Origin of the sequence: Actinomadura luzonensis (assembly GCF_022664455.2) — a bacterium.
Lineage (GTDB): Bacteria > Actinomycetota > Actinomycetes > Streptosporangiales > Streptosporangiaceae > Nonomuraea > Nonomuraea luzonensis.
On sequence record NZ_JAKRKC020000002.1, the window covers coordinates 1,476,590 to 1,494,686 of the forward strand.

Here is an 18,097-nt window from a genome sequence, read left to right on the forward strand (position 1 = left end):
GCTCACGCCTCCAGCAGCGCGGCGAGGGCGCGGGCGGCGCAGCGCAGCGGCTCGGCCGACCGCCGGGCCCGCGAGACGATCATGGCGCCTTCGATGGTGCTCACCACGGCGGTGGCCAGCGTCGCCGCCTCCTCGGGGGCGCGGCCCCGGGAGGTCAGCAAGGCGGCGACCGCCTCGATCCACGTCTCGAAGGCCCGCGCGCACGCCTGCCGCAGCCGCTCGCTCTGCCCGCCCATCTCCAGGGTGACGACCGAGACCGGGCAGCCGAGCCGGAACCCGGACTCGGTGAGCATCCCGGCCAGCACGTCCACCACCTGGCCGAGCACCTCGCCGGGCGGGCCGTCGGCCGCCGGGTCCAGCAGGGCGCGGAAGCGCTCGGCGGCCAGCTCGACGGCCTTCTCGCCGAGCGCCTCCTTGCCCTCGGGGAAGTGGAAGTAGAGCGAGCCCTTGGGGGCCCGCGCGTGCTCGGTCACGGTGGCGAGGCCCGTGCCGCTGTAGCCGTGCGCCTGGATGAGCTCCAGCATCGACTCGGCCAGCCTGGCGCTCGTCGCCGCGCCCTTGGCCCGATTCATCATGCGGTCGATAATAGACCGGTCTATATATTCTTTGGCAAGAGGCGGCTGAGGCGGCGACGCCTCCCGCCGGCGTCCCGGACCGGGGTGGAGCGGGCGGCCTGAACCGCGAGGCCCGGGGTAGGGCGACCCCATGAGCAGTGAACGGGGGGCGAGCGTCATCGTCGTCGGCGCCGGCATGGCGGGGCTGGCCTGCGCGGTCCACCTGCACGAGGCCGGCGTCGCGGTACGGGTGCTTGAGGCGTCCGACGGGGTCGGCGGCCGGGTGCGGACCGACGTGGTGCGAGGGTTCCGGCTCGACCGGGGCTTCCAGGTGTTCAACACCGGGTACCCCGAGGTCCGCCGCGTCCTCGACACCGCCGCGCTGGACGTGCGGCCGTTCGCCTCGGGCCTGCTCGTGCACGGCGAACGCGGCCGGTCCCGGGTGATGCTGCCGTGGCGGCACCCCCGGCACGCGCTCAGCGGCCTGCTCGCGGCCGTCGGCGGGCCGCGCGACAAGGCCGTGCTCGCCGCCGTCACCGCCCGCGACCTGCTCTTCCCCGCCTCCCGGCTGCGCCGCGGCCGCGACCGCCGCACCCTGGACGAGCTGCGCGCCTGGGGCATGTCCGACCGGATGATCGACGGCCTGCTGCGGCCCTTCCTCGCCGGCGTCCTGCTCGAACGCGACCTGGAGACCTCCAGCCGCGTCTTCCACCTCATCTGGCGCTCCTTCGCGCGCGGCACCATCGGCGTGCCCGCGTTCGGGATGGGGCAGATCCCGCGGCAGCTCGCCGACCGGCTGCCACCGGGGACCGTCACCCTGGGCGCCCGCGTCGCCCGCGTCGCGCCCGGCGAGGTCGAGCTCGACGGCGGCGGCACGACCGGCGGCCAGGCCGTGGTGGTGGCCGCCGACCCCGAGACGGCCGGCCGGCTGGTGGACGGGATCGAGGTGCCCGCGATGCGCCCGGTCACCACCTTCTACCACGCCGCGCCGCGCTCGCCGCTGCGCGAGGCCATCCAGGTCATCGACGCCACCGGCGTGGTCACCGACACGATCGTGCTCACCGACGCCGCCCCGACCTACGCCGCCGACGGGCGGGCGCTGATCTCCACGTCGGTGCTCGGCGTGACGCAGGACGAGCGTCCGGTGCGCGAGCGGCTCACGCAGATCTACGGCGACACCTCGTCCTGGGAGCACCTGGCCACGTACGTGGTGCCGGCGGCGCTGCCCGCGATGCCGCCGCCGCACCCGCTGCGCAGCCCGGTCCGGATGCGCGCCGGGCTGTACGTGTGCGGCGACCACCGCGACACCGGCTCCCTGCAGGGCGCGCTGGTGTCGGGGCGGCGCGCCGCCGAGGCGGTGCTGGCCGACCTCGGCGCCCCGGCCGCCCGCCGCCCCGGGCAACGCGCCCGCGCCGACGGCTGAGCACCGGCCGGCGCGTCCGCGCCGACGGCTGAGACCGGGCAGCGCGCCCGCGCCGAGGACCGGACACCGGCCGGCGAGCGCCGAGGACCGGACACCGGCCGGCGAGCGCCGTTCAGCGCAGGACCTCGACCTTCTCGCCCAGCTCGTTGACCGCCGACAGCTCCGGGTCGCGCTCGCGCGCCTCCGCGTACGTGCCCGGCACCGCCCGCCCGCCGAGCGTGATCCGCACCACCCGCCTGCTCCCGGCCGCGACGTAGTAGTGCCTGCCGGACGGCGCCCGCCACCACGCCCCGGCCACCACGTCGCGCCGCAGCCGGCTGCAGTCCCAGGTGCCGGAGCGGCCGCCGGTCTGCTGGGCGGTGGTGCGCCCGCCGTGCGTGCCGAACAGCACGCCCCGCACCAGGCTGCCGCCCTCCACGTCGGTCAGCCGCAGGCAGATCCACCGGCCCCGCACCCCCTCAGGGAGGGTCCCGCTCCAGAACTCCCACGCCGTCGCGGCCTCGTACTCGCCGTGCGGCCGGTCGATCGCGCAGCCGAGCCCCTTCCACGCGGTGAACCCGCCGGGCACCACGTCCAGCTCGCTCGGCCCGTACCGGTTGATCTCGGCGGGCGGCGGCGGCTGGTAGTAGGCGTTGGCGAGCGACAGGTCGCCGAGGTCGAGCATCGTGTACGGCATGCCGTGCGCGATCTCCGGGGCCCGCAGCCGCAGCACCGGCCCCTGCCAGCACCGCGCGCCCGCCGCCGCCTTGACCGGCGCGGTCACGCCGCCCTTGACCGCCACCCGCCGCCAGGCGGGCGCCGCTCCGGCCAGCGGCGCGGCCGACACCTCGCGCACCCACGGCGGCAGCAGGTAGCGGCTGCCCGCCGCGGTGGTGCGCAGCTTGAGCGGGCTGGTGCCGTCCGGCTTGGTGCGCGGCGCGGGGAACACCTCCAGCCGGCCCGGCCCGCCCGCCTCGGTGTAGCGGGCGACCTGCCGGCCGTCGCGCACCAGCACCACGGCCGCGCCGTCCACCTTCCCCGCGTACAGGAGCTGCCCCGCGGCCCGGCCCCATGCCCGCAGCGCGCGCCCGACCAGCGCCGAGTCGCGTGAGGCGCCGCGCGCGGCCCACGTGGACAGGTCCAGCTCGGTGCTGCCGCGCCAGGCGCCGGGCGCGGCGGACGCCACCGCCGGCCGGCCGTCCGGACGCGCGGGAGCCCGGCCGCCGACGGCGACGACCTCGGGGTGTCCAGCAGCAGCGGCACGGCGACCGCCGCCGTCAGCGCCGCCACGGCCCCGCCCGCGACCAGCCCGGCCCGCAGCCGCCCGCCGGACAGCCGTCCGTAGCAGCGGGCCAGCGTCGGGTCGGAGGCGGGCCGGAACATCGCCGCGGCCCCGTCGCCGAAGCGCGCCTCCAGCGCCGCGACCTCCGCCAGCGCCCCGGGCGGGTCGGGCACGCCGGCCCCGGCCAGGAGGTCGGCCACCTCGCCGGCGGGCCGCCCCTCCAGGCGCAGCAGCGCGTACGCGCCCCGCGCCGCCGGCCGCAACGCCATCAGCTCCTCGGTGAACGCGGTGTCGGTGCCCCGGGTGACGGCGGGCACCGCCTCCAGCCGGGCGAGCCGCCCGGACCACGGCATGACCCGCGCCCGCAACGCCCTGCGCAGCAGCGCCTGCCGCAGCCGCGCCTGGTCGCGGCCGTGGTGCCGGGCCAGCTCCGCCGCGGCCAGCCGGTGCGCGAGCACCAGCCGGCGCTCCTCCCCGGCGGACGGGGGCAGGACCAGGTAGGCGAGCCACACCAGGTCGCGGTACGGCCGCGCCAGGCTCCTGCTGCCTCTGATGGACCGTCGCACGGCCACTCCTCACCATGGGTGACGGCGTGATTGCACATCGCGACAGCAGGGTAGTGGCCGTTGTTTCCGTCCATGAGGCGGATGCCGAAAATCGTCCAGGACGTCAGGGGTCGCGGCGGGCGACCGTCAGCAGGCGGGCGTCCCTGGACAGGCGATCGCCGCGTCCGCCAAGCTTGACACCCCTTCCCCGAGCCGAGGTGAGCGGTGCCCGAGACCCTGCTGCGCAACACCTTCCACGTGCCCGCCCCGCCCGCCGCGGTGCTGGCGCACCTTAGCGAGCCGGCCAGTTACGTCGGCCTGTCGCCGCTGGTGGTGGAGGTGCGCGAGGTGCGGCGCGAGCCGGACGGCGTCCGCTACACCTGCGTCGAGCGCTTCCGCTTCCTCGGCCTGCTCCGCTACGACAACCACATCGAGGTCACCCTGCGGCCCACCAGGGACGGGGTGGCGGGCGAGGTGGACAGCCCCGGCGGGGTGCGGCTCGCCTACCGGTTCGCGCTGTCCGGCCGTGACGGCGGCACCGAGGTGCGGGACGAGCTGCGGGTGCGGGCGGCGTTCGGCCCGCTGCTGCGCTACGCCGCGCGCAAGGCCCGCGAGGTGCAGCTCGCCCGCGCCGGCGTCCTCGCCGCCCGGGCCCCCGCGCTCCGCGCCTGACGGCCCCCGGCACACCGCGCCTGACGGGCCTCGCGCTCCGCGCCTGACGGTGGGGCTCAGACCCCGGCCGGCTGGGACGGGACCCGGAGCGTGCGCAGCGCCGTGCCCCAGGCGAGCACCTGGTCGAGGACGACGCCGAGCCGGTCCTCGTGCATGCCCGCCGGGTGGAAGCCGTCCAGGAAGTCGGTGTGGATCGACAGGCCCACCTGGTTCGACACGGTGGCGACGCCGAGCAGGCCGAGGACGTGCCGCAGGTGCGAGATCGCCCGGGGCGCGCCGTCCACGCCGTAGCCGACGAAGCCGGCCGCCTTGTTCGTCCACTCGGCGTACAGGTGGTCCAGGGCGTTCTTCAGCGCGCCCGGGTAGGAGTTGTTGTACTCCGGGGTCACGATCACGAACGCGTCCAGGGCCGCGATCCGCGCCGACCACCGCTTGGTGTTCTCGTTGCGGTAGTTGCCCGTGGACGGGTGCTCGGGCTCGTCCAGGTTGCCCAGGTCGTAGTCCTTCAGGTCGACGATCTCGTAGTCGGCGTCGCCCCGCTTGGCCGCCACGTCGTGCACCCACCGCGCCACCGCCTCGCCGTTGCGGCCAGGACGGGTGCTGCCCACGATGATGCCCACGTTCAACATGATGGTGCTCCTTCGCTCAGTTCGGTTACCTGAACTACCGTAAGGAGACCTGCTGAGATACTGAATGCGTCACTGTCCACCATTTATACGCGACCGTCTCAGGCCCTAGACTTCGCTCATGGACGTGCTCAGCGATGTGATGGCCTTCGTGCGGTGCGGGCGCCCCGTCTCCGCCCGCGTCTCCTGGCGGGCGCCCTGGGGCGTGGCCTTCCGCTCGTCGCCCGGGTCGGCGGGCTTCCAGGTGGTGCTGCGCGGGTCCTGCTGGCTGCTGCCCCCGGACGGCGGGCCCGTGCCGCTGAGCGTCGGCGACGTGGTGTTCCTGCCGCACGGCGACCGGTTCGGGCTGGCCGACGACCCGTCCAGGCCGCTCGCCGAGTCCGACTGCGGCGCGCACTCCGAGCTGTTCACCAGCGCCGGGCTCGGCGGCGCCGGGGCGGAGACCGTCATCCTCTCCTGCGGCTACCGGCTCGACCTCGACAGGACCCACCCCATCCTCGGCGCGCTGCCCCCGGTGATCCACCTGCCCGCGACGCTCGGCAGCCACCCCGAGCTGCGCGCCGCCGTCGAGCTGCTGGCCGCCGAGATCGAGGCCCCGCGGCCCGGCACCGACACCGTCGTGTCGTCCCTGCTCGACATGCTGCAGCTCTACGTCCTGCGCGCCTGGTTCGACACCCGGGACGAGCCGTGCACGCTGTCCGGCTGGGCCGCCGCGCTGGCCGACCCCGCCATCGGCCGCGCGCTCGACGCCCTGCACCGCGACCCGGCCCGCCGCTGGACCGTCGAGTCGCTCGGCGCGCACGCCGGCCTGTCGCGGGCCGGCTTCGCCCGCCGCTTCACCGCGCTGGTCGGGCAGCCGCCGCTGGCGTACCTGACCTGGTGGCGGCTGATGAGCGCGGCCCGTCTGCTGCGCGAGACCGACGCGCCGGTCGCGCAGGTGGCCGGGCGGGTCGGCTACGGGTCCGAGTTCGCCTTCTCCAACGCCTTCAAACGCGAGTTCGGCGTGGCGCCCGGCCGCTTCCGCCGCCAGGCCGCGACATCCTGACCCGCCCCGCGGCGCCGGCCCTGGTCACTGCGGGGTGCGGAAGCCGCGGAAGGTCACCCGTCCGCGCGTCTCGAACCCGAGCCGCTCGTACAGCGCGAGCGCGCCCGTGTTGGCCTCGGCCACGTGCAGGAAGGCCCGCTCGCCGCGCGCCGCGATGCCCGCCATCAGCGCGCCGACCAGCCGGGCGGCGTGGCCTCGGCCGCGCGCCTCGGGGGCGGTGCAGACGGCGCTGATCTCGGTCCAGCCCGGCGGCCGGAGGCGTTCGCCCGCCATCGCCACCAGCCTGCCCCGCTCGCGGACGCCCAGGTAGGTGCCGAGCTCTCGGGTGCGCGGCCGGAACGGGCCGGGCTTCGCCCGCGCGACCAGGTCGAGCATCTCGGGCACGTCGTCCTGGCCCAGCTCGATCACGTCCGCGCCGGTGTCCATGGGCGGGCGGACGGGCCCGACGAGCTGGCGCCCGTCGAGGACGAAGACCGGCTCCCAGTCCGGCGGCGGCACGGCCGCGCAGCTGAACAGGTCGGCGAACGCGCCCCGTCCCAGCAGCCGGGCGAGGTCGGCCCACTCGCGCGGCCCCGGGTCGGCGCCCGGCGAGCAGAACGTCGCCACCTCAGGGAGGTAGGTGGCGGCCCGGCCGAGCCGGCGGGCGAGGTGCGCGTGCCGGCCGCGCAGGGACGCGTCCACCGGGTGGTCCAGTGCGGCGGCCTCGCCGTTCAGCATCGGCTGGTGCCTTTCGTCCGGAGAAGTACGGTTTGTGCGAGGACAGCATGCCGCACGGCCGCCCACCGCCCGCACCCAGGTCACCTCCCGGACCCGCGCCCGCCCAGGCACAGCGGTGCCCGACCCGGCACCTCGGCCCGCACACGCGGGGGCCGCGCCGGTGCGCGGACGGCCGCCCTACCGAGCCGGGACGGCGATCGTCCCGTGATGTGCGCCTGCCACGATCCGGCGTCATGACCCGTCACCTGACCGCGGCGGCCGTCCTCGCGGGCGTCCTCGTGAGCGTCCTCGCGGGTGCGCTCGCGGGGTGCGCCGCCGCCGCCCCCGCGCCGCCGGAGCCCGGGGCGGCGCCCGCGCCCGGTCCCGCCGCGACGGCCGCCGCGCGGCCGGGCGCGCAGCAGTACCACGCCTCGGAGCTGCGGCCCGGCGACTGCATCGCGCCGCTTCCGGTGGACTTCGCCGTGACGGTGGTGTCGTGCTCGGTGCCGCACGCGGCGGAGTACGCGACCTCGTACGTGGTGCCCGAGCAGCCGTGGCCGGGCGAGGAGACGGTGTCCCTGCTGGCCCGCGAGGGATGCGCGCCCCTGATGCGGTACGTGCCGTCGCGGCGGCCGGGGCTCGACGTGGTCGCGATCATCCCGGCGCAGGGGGACTGGCCGCGGTACCGCACGGCGTACTGCCTGGCGGTGGCGGCGGACGGCGGCGACCTGGTCGGCCGCGTCATCCTGTGACGGGCGCCGGGGCCGCCCCGGCCGATGACGGGGGCGGCGAGGCCGTGGCCGGAGCGGGCCGGCCAGGTGAGCTGCGGGCCGCCCGCCCCCATCGCGCCGCACGACGGTCAGCGGCGGCGTGACGTCGCCGGTGACCGCCGCGACCAGCTCAGCCGAGCCGGGCCAGCTCGTCCTCGGTGAGCCGCAGCCCGGCGGCGGCGACCGAGTCCAGGATGGTCTCGGGGCGGCTGGCCCCCGGGATCGGGATGACGACCGGGCTGCGGGCCAGCTCCCACGCCAGGCAGACCTGCTGCGGCGAGACGCCCCGCTCGCCGGCGATCTCGTTGAAGGCGGCGTTGCGGCTCAGCTCGCCGGTGCGCCCGATGCCGCCGAGCGGCGACCACGGCAGGAAGGCCAGGCCCAGCTCGGCGCACACGTCGATCTCGGGCTCGCTGGTGCGGAACCGCGGCGAGTACTCGTTCTGCACGCTGACCAGCCGGTCGCCGAGGATGTCGTGGGCGAGCCTGATCTGCCCGGGGTCGGCGTTCGAGATGCCGGCGAACTGGATCTTGCCGGCGTCGTGCAGGTCCTTCAGCGCGCCGATCGTCTCCTCGTAGGGCACCTTCGGGTCGGGCCGGTGGTGCTGGTAGAGGCCGATGCTGTCCACGCCGAGCGCCTTCAGCGAGCGGTCGCAGGCCTGCTTGAGGTACGCCGGGCTGCCGTCGACGTCCCAGCCGCCCGGCGTGCGCGTGTGGCCGCCCTTGGTCGCGACGAGCACGGCCCCCGCGTCGCCCGGCCACAGGGACAGGGCGCGCGCGACCAGTCGCTCGTTGTGGCCCACGTCCGTGTGGGACGGGGTGTAGGCGTCGGCGGTGTCGATCAGCGTGACGCCGGCGTCCAGGGCGGCGTGGATCGTGCGGATCGACTGGTCCTCGTCCGGCATGTGCCCGGCCACCGACATGGGCATGGCCCCCAGCCCGATGGCCCCTACCTGCCGGTTACCGATGGTGCGGGTCGTCATGGCGTTGTGCATGGGAACAACCCTGCCCCCTGGAGCGCGCTCCAGGTCAACCTCGGCGCGCGGGATGCCGCAACGCGTCGAGGAGCCGGGCCGGCTCCTCGACGGTGACCGTCAGCGCCGGGTGCCGCAGCAGGCCCAGGGGCTCGCCGCCCCCCACCGGCCGGCGGAAGCGGACGCACACCCCCTGCCGGGTGCTGCTGCCGAACGTGAGGCCCCGGTCCGCCAGGGACAGGTGCACGCCGATCGCCTTCAGCGGCGAGTACGGCCCCGACAGCTCCGCCCCCGTCACGTTGCCGCGCGGCGACAGCACCAGCCACGGCCCGAACCGCACCCGCAGCACCTCGCCGGTCAGTGTCAGCTCGCACGTCTCGGGCCTGATGCCCAGCAGGCGCAGCAGCGGCCGGTACCGGTCGTCGAAGGCGAAGCCGAACCGCCGCGTCTCCCCGTCGTGTTCCACGCCCCAGCGGCTACCCGGGGACGCCGGCCGCACACCCCGGGCCTACTTGGACAGGTAGAGGGTCTTCCAGGTGCCGGCGTACAGGCAGTTCAGGGACGGCTTGGCGGCCTTGGCGCCCGAGCAGACCTTCAGCTCGACCTGGTAGACGTCGCGGTACTTGAAGGAGAAGCGCTTCGGCGAGCCGTAGGAGCAGTCGAGGACGGCGCGGTTCTTGTTCGGCAGGTTCGAGCCGGAGCGGTAGGTGATGCGGAAGACGGCCCAGCCGCAGGAGGAGGACTTGGTGGCGTCCTGGATCGTGCCGGTGACCTTGACGACGTCGGCGGTGGGCAAATCGGCGTGGTCCTCGCCGGTGGCGGTCAGCGCGCCGGCGGCCTTCGCGGCGTGGCCGGGGGCGTACACCGGGCCCCAGGCGACGGGGGCCGAGGCGGTGGCGGCCTGCGCGGCCGGGGCCGACAGGGCGGCGGTGGTGACGGCGAACGCGCCGGCGGCGGTGAGGGTGGCGGTGAGGGTGGCGGTGAGGGTGGCGAGGGTGCGGGCGGCGGTCATGGGGGGCGTCCTTCCGTGGTCCGGTGCGATGACCACAGAGTGCGCCGGAGCGATTTCAACCCGCTTGCCACAATGATCCGCTGCCTGCGAACGCCTTGATCCTGACTAGAACCGGGTGGTCGTGAGTGGGGGCTGGAGCGTTCCCGGGGGCTGGTCTACCGTGGCGGGTGGCTCCTGTCGCCGGGTGGTGGAGGTCCGCGATGGCCCGCGTCCCGCTCACGGCGCAGGATCCCGTCCGGGTCGGGGGCTACTGGCTGGCGGGGCGGCTTGGGCGGTCGGAGGTGTACGAGGGGTACGGCGAGGACGGCGTCCGCGTGGTGGTCAGGCTGCTGACCGGCGGCGGGCGTCCGGAGGCGGGGGTCTTGCCCTGCGTGGCGGCGGTGCTGGCGTCCGGGGAGCAGGACGGGCGGGCGTACGTCGTCACCGAGTACGTCGAGGGCCCCTCGCTGCGGACGCTCGTCGACCGGCTCGGCCCGCTGCCCGGCGGCGACCTGCGGCGGCTGGCGATCGGCGCGGCCACCGCGCTGGCGGCCCTCCACGACGCCGGGACCCCGCACGGCGGCCTGACCCCCGGCGCGGTGCTCCTCGGCCGGGACGGGCCGCGCGTCACCGGCCACCCGGCCGCCGAGCTGGGCGGGGGCCAGGACCCGGGCTGGGCGGCGGATGTGCGGGCCTGGGCCGAGCTGGTCCTGTTCGCCGCCACCGGCCGCCGTGCCGAGGGGCCGGGCCAGGACGGCCCGCCGCTGGACGCGCTCCCGCCGGCCCTGCGGCCGTCTGTCGAGGCGGCGCTCTCCGCCCACCCGGAGGACCGTCCGACGGCCCGCGCGCTGCTCCGGCACCTGCTCGCCCACCGCGACCCGCCCCCGAGCGGCGACCAGCCTGACCGGCTTCCCGCCCACCGCGACCCGCCCCCGGAGGGTCGCGACCTCGACCGGCTTCTCGACCGGGGGAGCGCAGTGGCGGGCGGCCTCCGCCCGCCCTGGCACCTGACCCGGGGGCCGGCAGTCCGGGACGTCGCTGAGCCGATCCCGGACGAGCAGCGCGCCCTGACCCCCACAGCCCGGGCGGGAGCCGCCGGCCGCGACCGGCCGCGCCGTCCCGGCGGGCGCCACGCCGCCCTGGTCGCGGCGGTGGCCGTGCTGGTGGTGGTCGCGTCGGTCCTGTTCGTCCGCGTCACGACCACCGCCGCCGAGCGCGACCGCGCCGCCGCCGCCCGCGACGCCGCGCTGAGCCGCGCCCTGATGGCCGAGAGCGAGAGCCTGGCCGCGGCCGACCCGCGGACGGCCCGGCTGCTCGCCGTCGCCGCCGCCCGGGTCGTCCCGCCGTCGCCGTGGACGCGCGCGGCCGTCCGCGCCGCCGTGGCCCGCCCCGAGCTGGCGGTGCTGCGCGGCTTCCCGTCCGTGGCGGACGCCGTGACGTTCAGCCCGGACGGCCGGACGGTCGCCGCCAGCGGCCAGAACGCCCTGCTGCGCGTCTGGGACACCAGGACCCTCGCGCCCGTGTCCTGGCCGGTCACCGACGACGACGGCGCGAGCGGCACCGCGATCGCCTACCGCCCCGACGGCCGCGAGCTGGCCGTGGCCGACACCTGGGGACGCGTGCACTTCTGGGACACCGCCACCCGCGCCCACCGCATCGGCGGCGGCACCCGGCCGTGGTCCCGCTCGTGGGCCGCGTACAACCCGGACGGCACGCTGCTCGCCACCACGCGCGCGCTCTTCGAGGAGTCCCGGCTGTGGGACCCGGCGACGGCCGCCCCGGTCGCCACCCTGCGCACGCTGGAGGGCGTGCCGGGGCCGGTCGCGTTCAGCCCGGACGGCCGGCTGCTCGCCGTCGCCTACTTCGGCGGCCCGATCCGGATCTTCGACGCCGCGTCCGGCCTGCTGACCGGCGACCCGCTGGCCCCCGGCCCCGAGGCGGTGGACGGCGGGGCGGCGGCGCTCGCCTTCAGCCCGGACGGCCGGCTGCTGGCCGGCACCACCGGCGGCGAGCAGGTCAGGCTGTGGGACGTCGCCACCCGCCGTCCCGCCGGGCGCCCGCTCGCCGGGCACGCCGCGCTCGTCACGGGGGCCGCCTTCAGCCCGGACGGCGCGGTCCTGGCCACCGCCGCCCAGGACCGCACGGTCCGGCTCTGGGACGTCGCCACCGGCGCGCCCCTCGGCGACCCGCTGACCGGCCCCGCCGACACCGTCACCGCCGTGGCCTTCAGCCCGGACGGCGCCACGCTGGCCGGCGCGAGCGCGGACACGACCGTGAGGCTGTGGCGGGTCCCGCGCGGCCGGGCCCGCCCGCTGGCCCTGCCCGCCCCGGACGGCGGCCCGGACAGTGGTCCGGACGGCGGCCCGGACGGCCGCGCGGACAGTGGCCCGGACGGCGGCGCGGACAGTGGCCCGGACGGCGGCGCGGACGTGCCCGCCGACCGGCCCGTGCCCGCGCCCGGCGCGCCGGACACCTCCCGCGCGGTGCTGAGCGGCGACGGGACCCGGCTCGTGGTCCAGCCGTACGACGCCACCCGCCCCGGCCCGGGCCGCCTCTGGTCCTGGTCCGGCACCGGGCGCGCGGGCACGGGCCCCCTGACCGGGCGGCGGCTCGCGATCCGCCGCGACCAGCCCGTGAACGCCCTGGCCGTCAGCCGCGACGGCCGCATGCTGGCCGCCTCCGGCCGCGACGACGACGGCCACGGCCGGGACGTCACGATCCGCGGCGGCCCGCCGGGCACGCCCCCGGTCCGCGGCCGGCCGCTGGCGTTCAGCCCGGACGGCCGCCTGCTGGCCACGGCGGTCTCGGCCCCTGCGGTCTCGGCCCCTGCGGTCCGGATCCGGCCGCTGGGCGCGGGCGGGCCGGCGGTCGCGGGAGGGCCGCTGGCGGGGGAGGGGGAGCCGGCCGCGGCGGCCTTCAGCGGCGACGGCCGCCTGCTCGCCGTGGGCACCTCGACCGGCCCGATCCTGGTGTGGGACGTCGCCACCGGCGCCCGCCGCGCCCGCCTGCCCGGCCATCCGGGCGGGGTCACCGCCCTGGCGTTCGGCGGCGGCCGGCTCCTGGCGTCCGGCGGCGCGGACCGGACGGCCCGCCTGTGGGACGTGACGACGGGCGGCGGCCGGCCCCTCACCGGGCCCCTTACCGGGCACACCGGCCCGGTGGACGCCGTCGCGTTCGCCCCGGGCGGGACGCTCCTCGCCACCGGGAGCACCGACCGCACGGTCCGGCTGTGGGACGTCCCCACCGGGCGTCCCCTGGGCCCGCCGCTGGGCGGGCACGGGGGAGCGGTCGCCGCCCTGGCCTTCGCGCCCGGCGGGAGGACCCTCGTCGCCGTGGCCGCCGACCGCGCCCAGGTCCGGGGCGACGCCTACGCGGTGTGGCACTGGGACACCTCCGCGTTCGCCGCCGACCCGGCCACGACCGCCTGCGCCCAGGCGGCCCGCACCCTGACCGGCGCCGAGTGGTCGTCCCGCCTGCCGGGCCTCCCCTACCGCGATCCCTGCCGCTGACCGCCCGCCCGACGTCCCCTGCCGCGACCCCTGCCGCTGACCATCCGCCCGACGTCCCCTGCCGCGACCCCTGCCGCCGATCGCCCGCTGTCCTCCGCGCGGGCTACGGGCGGCGGCCGAAGCGGGACAGGAGCCTGTCCACGCCGGCGAAGCCCGCCACCACGTCGGCGGCCGTGCGCTCGCGGTCCACCAGCCCCACCCCCTGCCCGGCGTAGACGTAGGCGGCGTCGTAGTCGCCGTCCCTGCGGGCGGCCGCCAGCTCGGCCCGCGCGCCCTCGTCCCCGGCCAGCTCCTCCTCCCTGCCGTGCCAGCGGTCGAAGAAGGCGTTGCGCAGGGCCCGCCCGCCGAACTCCGGCGGCCAGGCCAGGCGCTGCGCCACGTCGAAGACCCGGCCGTAGGCGGTGCCGGTCTCCGGGGCGTCCAGCACGCGCCGCCGCGCCGGGCCGGGCAGGGTGGTCTCGGCGCAGCCGAGGAACGCCGTCCCCGCCCAGCCGCCCTCGGCGCCCGCCGCGAGCACGGCGGCCAGGCCGCGCGCCGTGACGATGCCGCCCGCCGCCAGCACCGGCACGGTCACCGCGTCCAGGACGCCCTGGAGCAGCGGCAGCGTGGCCACCTCGGCGCGGCCGTGGCCGCCGCCCCGCCGCCGCGCGCCACGATCACGTCCACGCCGGCCCGCTCGGCGGCCCGCGCCTCCTCGGTGGTGCCCGCCTGGGTGGCGACGACGACGCCCGCCCGGCGCAGCGGCTCGACGTAGGGGGCGAAGTCGCCGTAGCTGACCGCGACCAGGGCCGGCCGCGCGGCCAGCACCGCCTCGAGCTGGCCCGGGGCGCCGGGCAGGGCCCAGGCCATCAGCCCGATCCCGTACGGCCGGCCGCTGCCCGCCGCGACGGCGGCCTGCTCGGCCACCCACGTGCCCGGCGCGTCCGCCGGCACCCCGAACATGCCGAGCGCCCCCGCCGCGGAGACGGCCGCCGCCAGCCTCCCGTCGCTCACCCCCGCCATGGGCGCGCCGACCAGCGGCACGTCGAGCCCGAACCGGTCCGTCAGCCAGGTACGCGGCATTCCTCTGCTCCTTCGCTCACCGGGACACGCACGCGGACGGCCAGCCATGATGCCACCACGGCCGCCCACGGGCGCAACCGCCGCACCCCTACGGCCGTTCCCACGGCACCAGGAGCCCGCCGACGGCCGCCAGGACCTTCCGGGTGAACGGCGACACGCTCGCCGGCCCGTGGAAGGGCGGCACCCCGCCCCCGGTGACCCCCTCCAGCGTCCCCAGGTCGGCCCCCGGGTGGCAGGCCACGTCCGGGCCCGGCAGGTCCGCCAGCAGGAACTCGCCCTCGTCGGCCGGCGCCTGCGACGGGTGCGCGGCCCGCCGCACCCACCGGGCCCGCCCGTCCCGGTCCAGCCGGTAGACGCCGGAGCCCTGCCCTGCCGCGACCCGCACCGGCGGCCCCTCGGCCAGGCGCAGCCGCACCGCGAACGGCCCGCCGGGCCGCGTCGCGCGCAGCAGCGTGAGCTGGTTGAACTCCCCGGGCTCGCCCAGCCAGCCGACCGGCCGGCCCAGCATCACCGCCAGGTGCCCGAGCACGAACGGGGGCAGCCCCGCGGCCTGCTGGTTGACCGCCTGCACCTCGTCGCGCCGCTGCCGCCGCCAGCGCAGCGCGGTCAGGTGGACGCGCTCGTCCGGCGTGAGGATGCCCTCCACCCCGAACATCCCGGCGGCCCCGTACCGGCGCCAGGCCCACAGCGCCACCCGCTCGGCGCACTCGATGAGCAGCGCGGCGGCCGGCGCGGGCCACGGCCGCGACCAGTCGGCCCCGGCGGCGCCCAGCGGCCCGACGGACGGCTCGGTGACGCCGGTGGTGAGGTGCGCGGGCCGGTCGGCGTACACGCCGACGCCGCCCGTCCCGTCGGGCACGCTGAGCACGGTGATCGCGACCGGCCAGCCCGCCACGTACGCCGCCACCCGGTACGGCCCGAGCAGCCGCGCCGCGCGGCCCATGTCGCCCTCCCCGGCCACGATCACCGTGCCGCTCCCGGCGCCCGGGCCGCCCGCCTGCACGACGACCCGTTCCGCCCCGACCGCGCGGCGCAGCTCGGCCGGCGACGGCAGCCGGTCCACGTGCACGGCGGGCACCCGCGCCACGGCCGGCACGCCGGCGGCGCGCAGCAGGTCGTCCAGCAGCGGCTTGGCCTCCAGCGTGGCCCGCACGCCCGGGTCGATCGCGGCGAGCGTGCAGCCGGGCCCGGCCAGCTCCTCCAGCCGGGCGTCCGCGCAGCCGGTGACGACGACCGGCGGGCGCTCCAGCTTCACCAGGTGCCGGGCGGCCTCGTGGCGCACCCGGCGCGGCCAGCCGTGGCGCTCGGCCACCGACCGGACGCGGGTGCGGTCCTCGGCGGCCACGACCAGGTCCGCCAGGGCGGGGTCCCAGGCGGCGTAGCAGCCGATGGCGAGCGCGGGCCGCAGCGCCCCGGCGGCGGCCGGGCCGGTGTAGCCGGTGCGCAGCGCCGTGCTGTGCCGGTCCACGACCACCAGCGGCCGGTCGCCCAGCACCTCCTCCCGCTCCGGGCCGGTGTCCCCTCGCGACTGTCCGCTCATGTCGCCGCACCTGCCATAAGTCCTCCTAAGGACCGCTCTGTCACCGTCCGCACTATTGACGGTGCTCTGCGTGGAGCGCAGAGTCGAGGCCACCAGGATGTGAAGCGATGTGAAGATGCGATGCCGCCCCGCCGCACCCGCCCCGTCGCCAACCGGGCGCTGGCCGCCCTCCTCGAACAGGCCGCCTGGACGCACGCCGACCTCGCCCGGCACGTCAACGCCGCCGCCGCGGGCAACGGCGCCCGCCTGCACTACGACCGCTCCGCCGTCGGGCACTGGCTCACCGGGACCGTCCCCCGCGCCGAGGGGGTCGCTGCGGCGGTGGAGGCGTTCCGGCGGCGGCTCGGCCGGCCCGGGCTGACCGCCGCGCACCTCGGCTGGCCGGACCCCGGGCTCCCGTCCGCCGACGACCCCTGGCGCGGCGACCCCGTCGCCCGCCTGGCGATGCTGGGGGAGGACGACCTGCTCAACCGGCGGACCGTCCTCACGGCGGGCACGTTCACGCTGGCCGCCCTCTCGGGCCTGGCGGCGCGCGGCGGGGGCGCGGGGCGGGCCGCCGCCGCGCGGGCGGGGGCGGCCGACGTGACCAGGATCCGCGCCGCGACCGCCTGCTTCGCCGACCTCGACGACCAGTACGGCGGCGGCCACGCCCGCGCCGCCGTGACCGCCTACCTGGCGCGGGAGGTCACGCCGCTGCTGCACGGCACGACCGGCCGCCACCGCCCCGACCTGTTCGGGGCCGCGGCCGAGCTGGGCTACCTGGCGGCGTACATGGCCATGGACGCGGGCGCGAACGCCCTGGCCCAGCGCTACTACATCAGCACCGTCCGGCTCGCCGACGAGGCGGGCGACCTCGTGCTGCGCGCGACCGCCCTGCGCAGCATGGCCGTGCAGGCCGCCGAGCTGGGCCACGACCGGGAGGCGCTGGCGCTGGCCGAGGCCGCCGCCTCCGCGCTCGGCGGCCACGGCCCGCCCCGCACGCAGGCGTGGGTCACCGGCATGCGCGCCGAGGCGCACGCCGGCGCCGGCGCCCGCCACGACGCCCTCACCCTGTTGCGCCGCACCGAGACGCAGCTCGAACGCGCCGACTCCCGTCCCGAGTCGGAATGGACCGGCAACTACCGGCGCGAGTCGCTGGAGCACCAGATCGGGCTGACGCTGACCCGGCTCGGCGACCACGCCGGGGCCGCCCGCCACTTCGCCGCCTCCATGGACGCCCGCCGCCCGGCCGAGCGGCGCACCCGCGCCCTGATCGGGCTGCGCGCCGCGCACGCGTTCCTGCGCGCCGGGGACGTCGGGCGGGCCGCGGCGACCGCCCTCGGGCTGAGCGCGGACGTGCGGCTGGTGACCTCGGCCCGCGTACGCGGGGAGCTGCGGGGCCTGCGCGCGGCCTGGCAGCCGTACCGGGGGGACGCCCTGGTCGCGGAGGCGGACCGGGCCGTCCGGCTCGCCTGATCGCCGCGCCGGAAAACGCGTGGCAGCCGCGTCGCGTCCCTCGCTAACCTGGCGTCGATGATCTACGAGCACCCTCTGGCGTACGTTCTCGGCCTGGAGGGCGTCGCCCTGCTGCGCGCCTTCACCGGGCACCACGACCGCGCGTTCGTCGAGGCCCGGCTGGCCGAGATCCGCGGGCTCCTCGACGACGACCGCCTCGCCTCCGACGGCGTCGAGGTGGCGCGGGTGGACACCGTCGAGGGCTACCGCATCTGGTCGGCGACCTACGACGGCCCCAACGCGACCTTCGCGCTCGACGAGCCCGTCGTCGCCGCGATCCTGGACGAGCTGCCCACCGGCGTCGCCCTCGACGCCGGGTGCGGCACCGGCCGCGTCGCCGCCGCCCTGGCCGCCCGGGGCCACCGGGTGATCGGCGTGGACAGCTCGCCCGACATGCTGGACCGGGCCCGCGCCCGGGTCCCCGGCGGCGACTTCCGGCTCGGCGACCTGCGCCGGCTGCCCCTTCCCGACGGCGCCGCCGACCTGGTCGTCTGCTCGCTGGCGCTGACCCACGTGCCCGCGCTGGGGCCGGTGCTGGCCGAGTTCGCGCGGGTGCTGCGGCCGGGCGGGCACGTCGTGGTCTCCGACGTGCATCCGGAGGGGGTGGCGCGCGGGGTGGTCCCGCCCGTGCGGCGCGCCGACGGCGCGCCGGCCCGCGTCGCGACGTACCGGCACCCGATCGGCGACTACGTGCGGGCCGCGCTCGCGGCGGGGCTGCGGGTACGGCGCTGCGAGGAACCCCCGCTGCCCGACCCGGGCCCGGCCGCCGAGGCCGATCCGGGCCCGCCCGCCGGGGCCGGCGCGGGACGGGAGCCGGGGCCGTGGGACACCTGGCCGTGGAGCCTGGCCGGCCTGGTGCCCGAGGCGGCCAGGGCGGCCCTGGCCGGCACGCCGGCCGTGGTCGTGTGGCACCTCCAGCGGGAGACCTGACGCCGG

18 protein-coding genes are annotated in these 18,097 nt (G+C 77.9%); 8 read left to right on the forward strand and 10 right to left on the reverse strand.

Going from position 1 to position 18,097, the window contains the following annotated elements; genetic code table 11:
• Window positions 1–2 precede the first annotated feature (2 nt).
• Complete coding sequence (locus MF672_RS37075; RefSeq protein ID WP_247815609.1) at window positions 3–575, reverse strand: TetR/AcrR family transcriptional regulator; 573 nt, start codon at window positions 573–575, stop codon at window positions 3–5.
• 130 nt (window positions 576–705) lie between these two features.
• On the opposite strand from MF672_RS37075, the gene MF672_RS37080 reads away from it, so the two are divergent.
• Window positions 706–1,977, forward strand: a complete 1,272-nt coding sequence (locus MF672_RS37080; RefSeq protein WP_247815610.1) for an NAD(P)/FAD-dependent oxidoreductase — start codon at window positions 706–708, stop codon at window positions 1,975–1,977.
• A 112-nt stretch (window positions 1,978–2,089) separates the two neighbouring features.
• On the opposite strand, the gene MF672_RS37085 is transcribed toward MF672_RS37080, so the two are convergent.
• Window positions 2,090–3,142 (reverse strand): hypothetical protein, encoded by a 1,053-nt coding sequence (locus MF672_RS37085; protein WP_247815611.1) that lies wholly within the window; start codon window positions 3,140–3,142, stop codon window positions 2,090–2,092.
• Between the two features lie 375 nt (window positions 3,143–3,517).
• Here MF672_RS37085 and MF672_RS37090 point away from each other — a divergent pair, with 375 nt between their 5' ends.
• On the forward strand, window positions 3,518–3,739 hold the full coding sequence (locus MF672_RS37090) for a hypothetical protein (protein WP_247815612.1): 222 nt from the start codon (window positions 3,518–3,520) through the stop codon (window positions 3,737–3,739).
• Window positions 3,740–4,008: 269 nt separating this feature from the next.
• Window positions 4,009–4,455 carry an SRPBCC family protein gene (locus tag MF672_RS37095; RefSeq protein ID WP_242383986.1) on the forward strand — a complete coding sequence of 149 codons (447 nt, stop codon included), beginning with the start codon at window positions 4,009–4,011 and terminating at the stop codon, window positions 4,453–4,455.
• A gap of 56 nt (window positions 4,456–4,511) precedes the next feature.
• On the opposite strand, the gene MF672_RS37100 is transcribed toward MF672_RS37095, so the two are convergent.
• Complete coding sequence (locus MF672_RS37100; RefSeq protein WP_242383987.1) at window positions 4,512–5,084, reverse strand: NADPH-dependent FMN reductase; 573 nt, start codon at window positions 5,082–5,084, stop codon at window positions 4,512–4,514.
• A 118-nt stretch (window positions 5,085–5,202) separates the two neighbouring features.
• Between MF672_RS37100 and MF672_RS37105 the strand changes: the two genes are divergently transcribed.
• Window positions 5,203–6,126, forward strand: coding sequence for an AraC family transcriptional regulator (locus MF672_RS37105; protein ID WP_242383988.1), 924 nt, complete (start codon window positions 5,203–5,205; stop codon window positions 6,124–6,126).
• A gap of 24 nt (window positions 6,127–6,150) precedes the next feature.
• Here the strand turns inward: MF672_RS37105 and MF672_RS37110 are convergent, their stop codons facing one another.
• A complete protein-coding gene (locus MF672_RS37110) occupies window positions 6,151–6,843 on the reverse strand; it encodes a GNAT family N-acetyltransferase (RefSeq protein ID WP_242383989.1) in 693 nt (230 codons plus the stop codon).
• A gap of 233 nt (window positions 6,844–7,076) precedes the next feature.
• Here MF672_RS37110 and MF672_RS37115 point away from each other — a divergent pair, with 233 nt between their 5' ends.
• A complete protein-coding gene (locus tag MF672_RS37115) occupies window positions 7,077–7,574 on the forward strand; it encodes a hypothetical protein (protein WP_247815613.1) in 498 nt (165 codons plus the stop codon).
• Window positions 7,575–7,722: 148 nt separating this feature from the next.
• Here the strand turns inward: MF672_RS37115 and MF672_RS37120 are convergent, their stop codons facing one another.
• Genes MF672_RS37120 through MF672_RS37130 form a run of 3 tightly spaced genes read right to left on the reverse strand, consistent with a single transcriptional unit; the run spans window position 7,723 to window position 9,577 of the window.
• Window positions 7,723–8,586: an aldo/keto reductase gene (locus MF672_RS37120; protein WP_308210606.1), complete on the reverse strand. Its 864-nt coding sequence runs from the start codon at window positions 8,584–8,586 to the stop codon at window positions 7,723–7,725.
• 34 nt (window positions 8,587–8,620) lie between these two features.
• Entirely contained in the window at window positions 8,621–9,031 is a 411-nt protein-coding gene (locus tag MF672_RS37125; protein ID WP_242384010.1) for a hypothetical protein, read from the reverse strand.
• Between the two features lie 42 nt (window positions 9,032–9,073).
• Complete coding sequence (locus MF672_RS37130; RefSeq protein ID WP_242384013.1) at window positions 9,074–9,577, reverse strand: hypothetical protein; 504 nt, start codon at window positions 9,575–9,577, stop codon at window positions 9,074–9,076.
• Between the two features lie 200 nt (window positions 9,578–9,777).
• Between MF672_RS37130 and MF672_RS37135 the strand changes: the two genes are divergently transcribed.
• Window positions 9,778–13,065: a WD40 repeat domain-containing serine/threonine-protein kinase gene (locus MF672_RS37135; RefSeq protein ID WP_247815614.1), complete on the forward strand. Its 3,288-nt coding sequence runs from the start codon at window positions 9,778–9,780 to the stop codon at window positions 13,063–13,065.
• Window positions 13,066–13,168: 103 nt separating this feature from the next.
• Here the strand turns inward: MF672_RS37135 and MF672_RS37140 are convergent, their stop codons facing one another.
• The 3 genes from MF672_RS37140 to MF672_RS37150 all read right to left on the reverse strand — a co-directional run bounded on the left by MF672_RS37140 (window position 13,169) and on the right by MF672_RS37150 (window position 15,667).
• Window positions 13,169–13,678, reverse strand: a complete 510-nt coding sequence (locus MF672_RS37140; protein WP_247815615.1) for a nitronate monooxygenase — start codon at window positions 13,676–13,678, stop codon at window positions 13,169–13,171.
• Window positions 13,636–14,127: a nitronate monooxygenase gene (locus MF672_RS37145; protein WP_247815616.1), complete on the reverse strand. Its 492-nt coding sequence runs from the start codon at window positions 14,125–14,127 to the stop codon at window positions 13,636–13,638. The genes MF672_RS37140 and MF672_RS37145 overlap by 43 nt, the downstream gene beginning before the upstream one ends.
• A gap of 88 nt (window positions 14,128–14,215) precedes the next feature.
• Window positions 14,216–15,667, reverse strand: a complete 1,452-nt coding sequence (locus MF672_RS37150; protein WP_247815617.1) for a hypothetical protein — start codon at window positions 15,665–15,667, stop codon at window positions 14,216–14,218.
• Window positions 15,668–15,787: 120 nt separating this feature from the next.
• Between MF672_RS37150 and MF672_RS37155 the strand changes: the two genes are divergently transcribed.
• Together MF672_RS37155 and MF672_RS37160 are read left to right on the forward strand one after the other, a co-directional pair.
• Window positions 15,788–17,122: an NsdA family TPR-like regulatory protein gene (locus MF672_RS37155; RefSeq protein WP_247815618.1), complete on the forward strand. Its 1,335-nt coding sequence runs from the start codon at window positions 15,788–15,790 to the stop codon at window positions 17,120–17,122.
• 57 nt (window positions 17,123–17,179) lie between these two features.
• Window positions 17,180–18,091: a class I SAM-dependent methyltransferase gene (locus tag MF672_RS37160; RefSeq protein WP_242383622.1), complete on the forward strand. Its 912-nt coding sequence runs from the start codon at window positions 17,180–17,182 to the stop codon at window positions 18,089–18,091.
• Window positions 18,092–18,097: the final 6 nt, after the last annotated feature.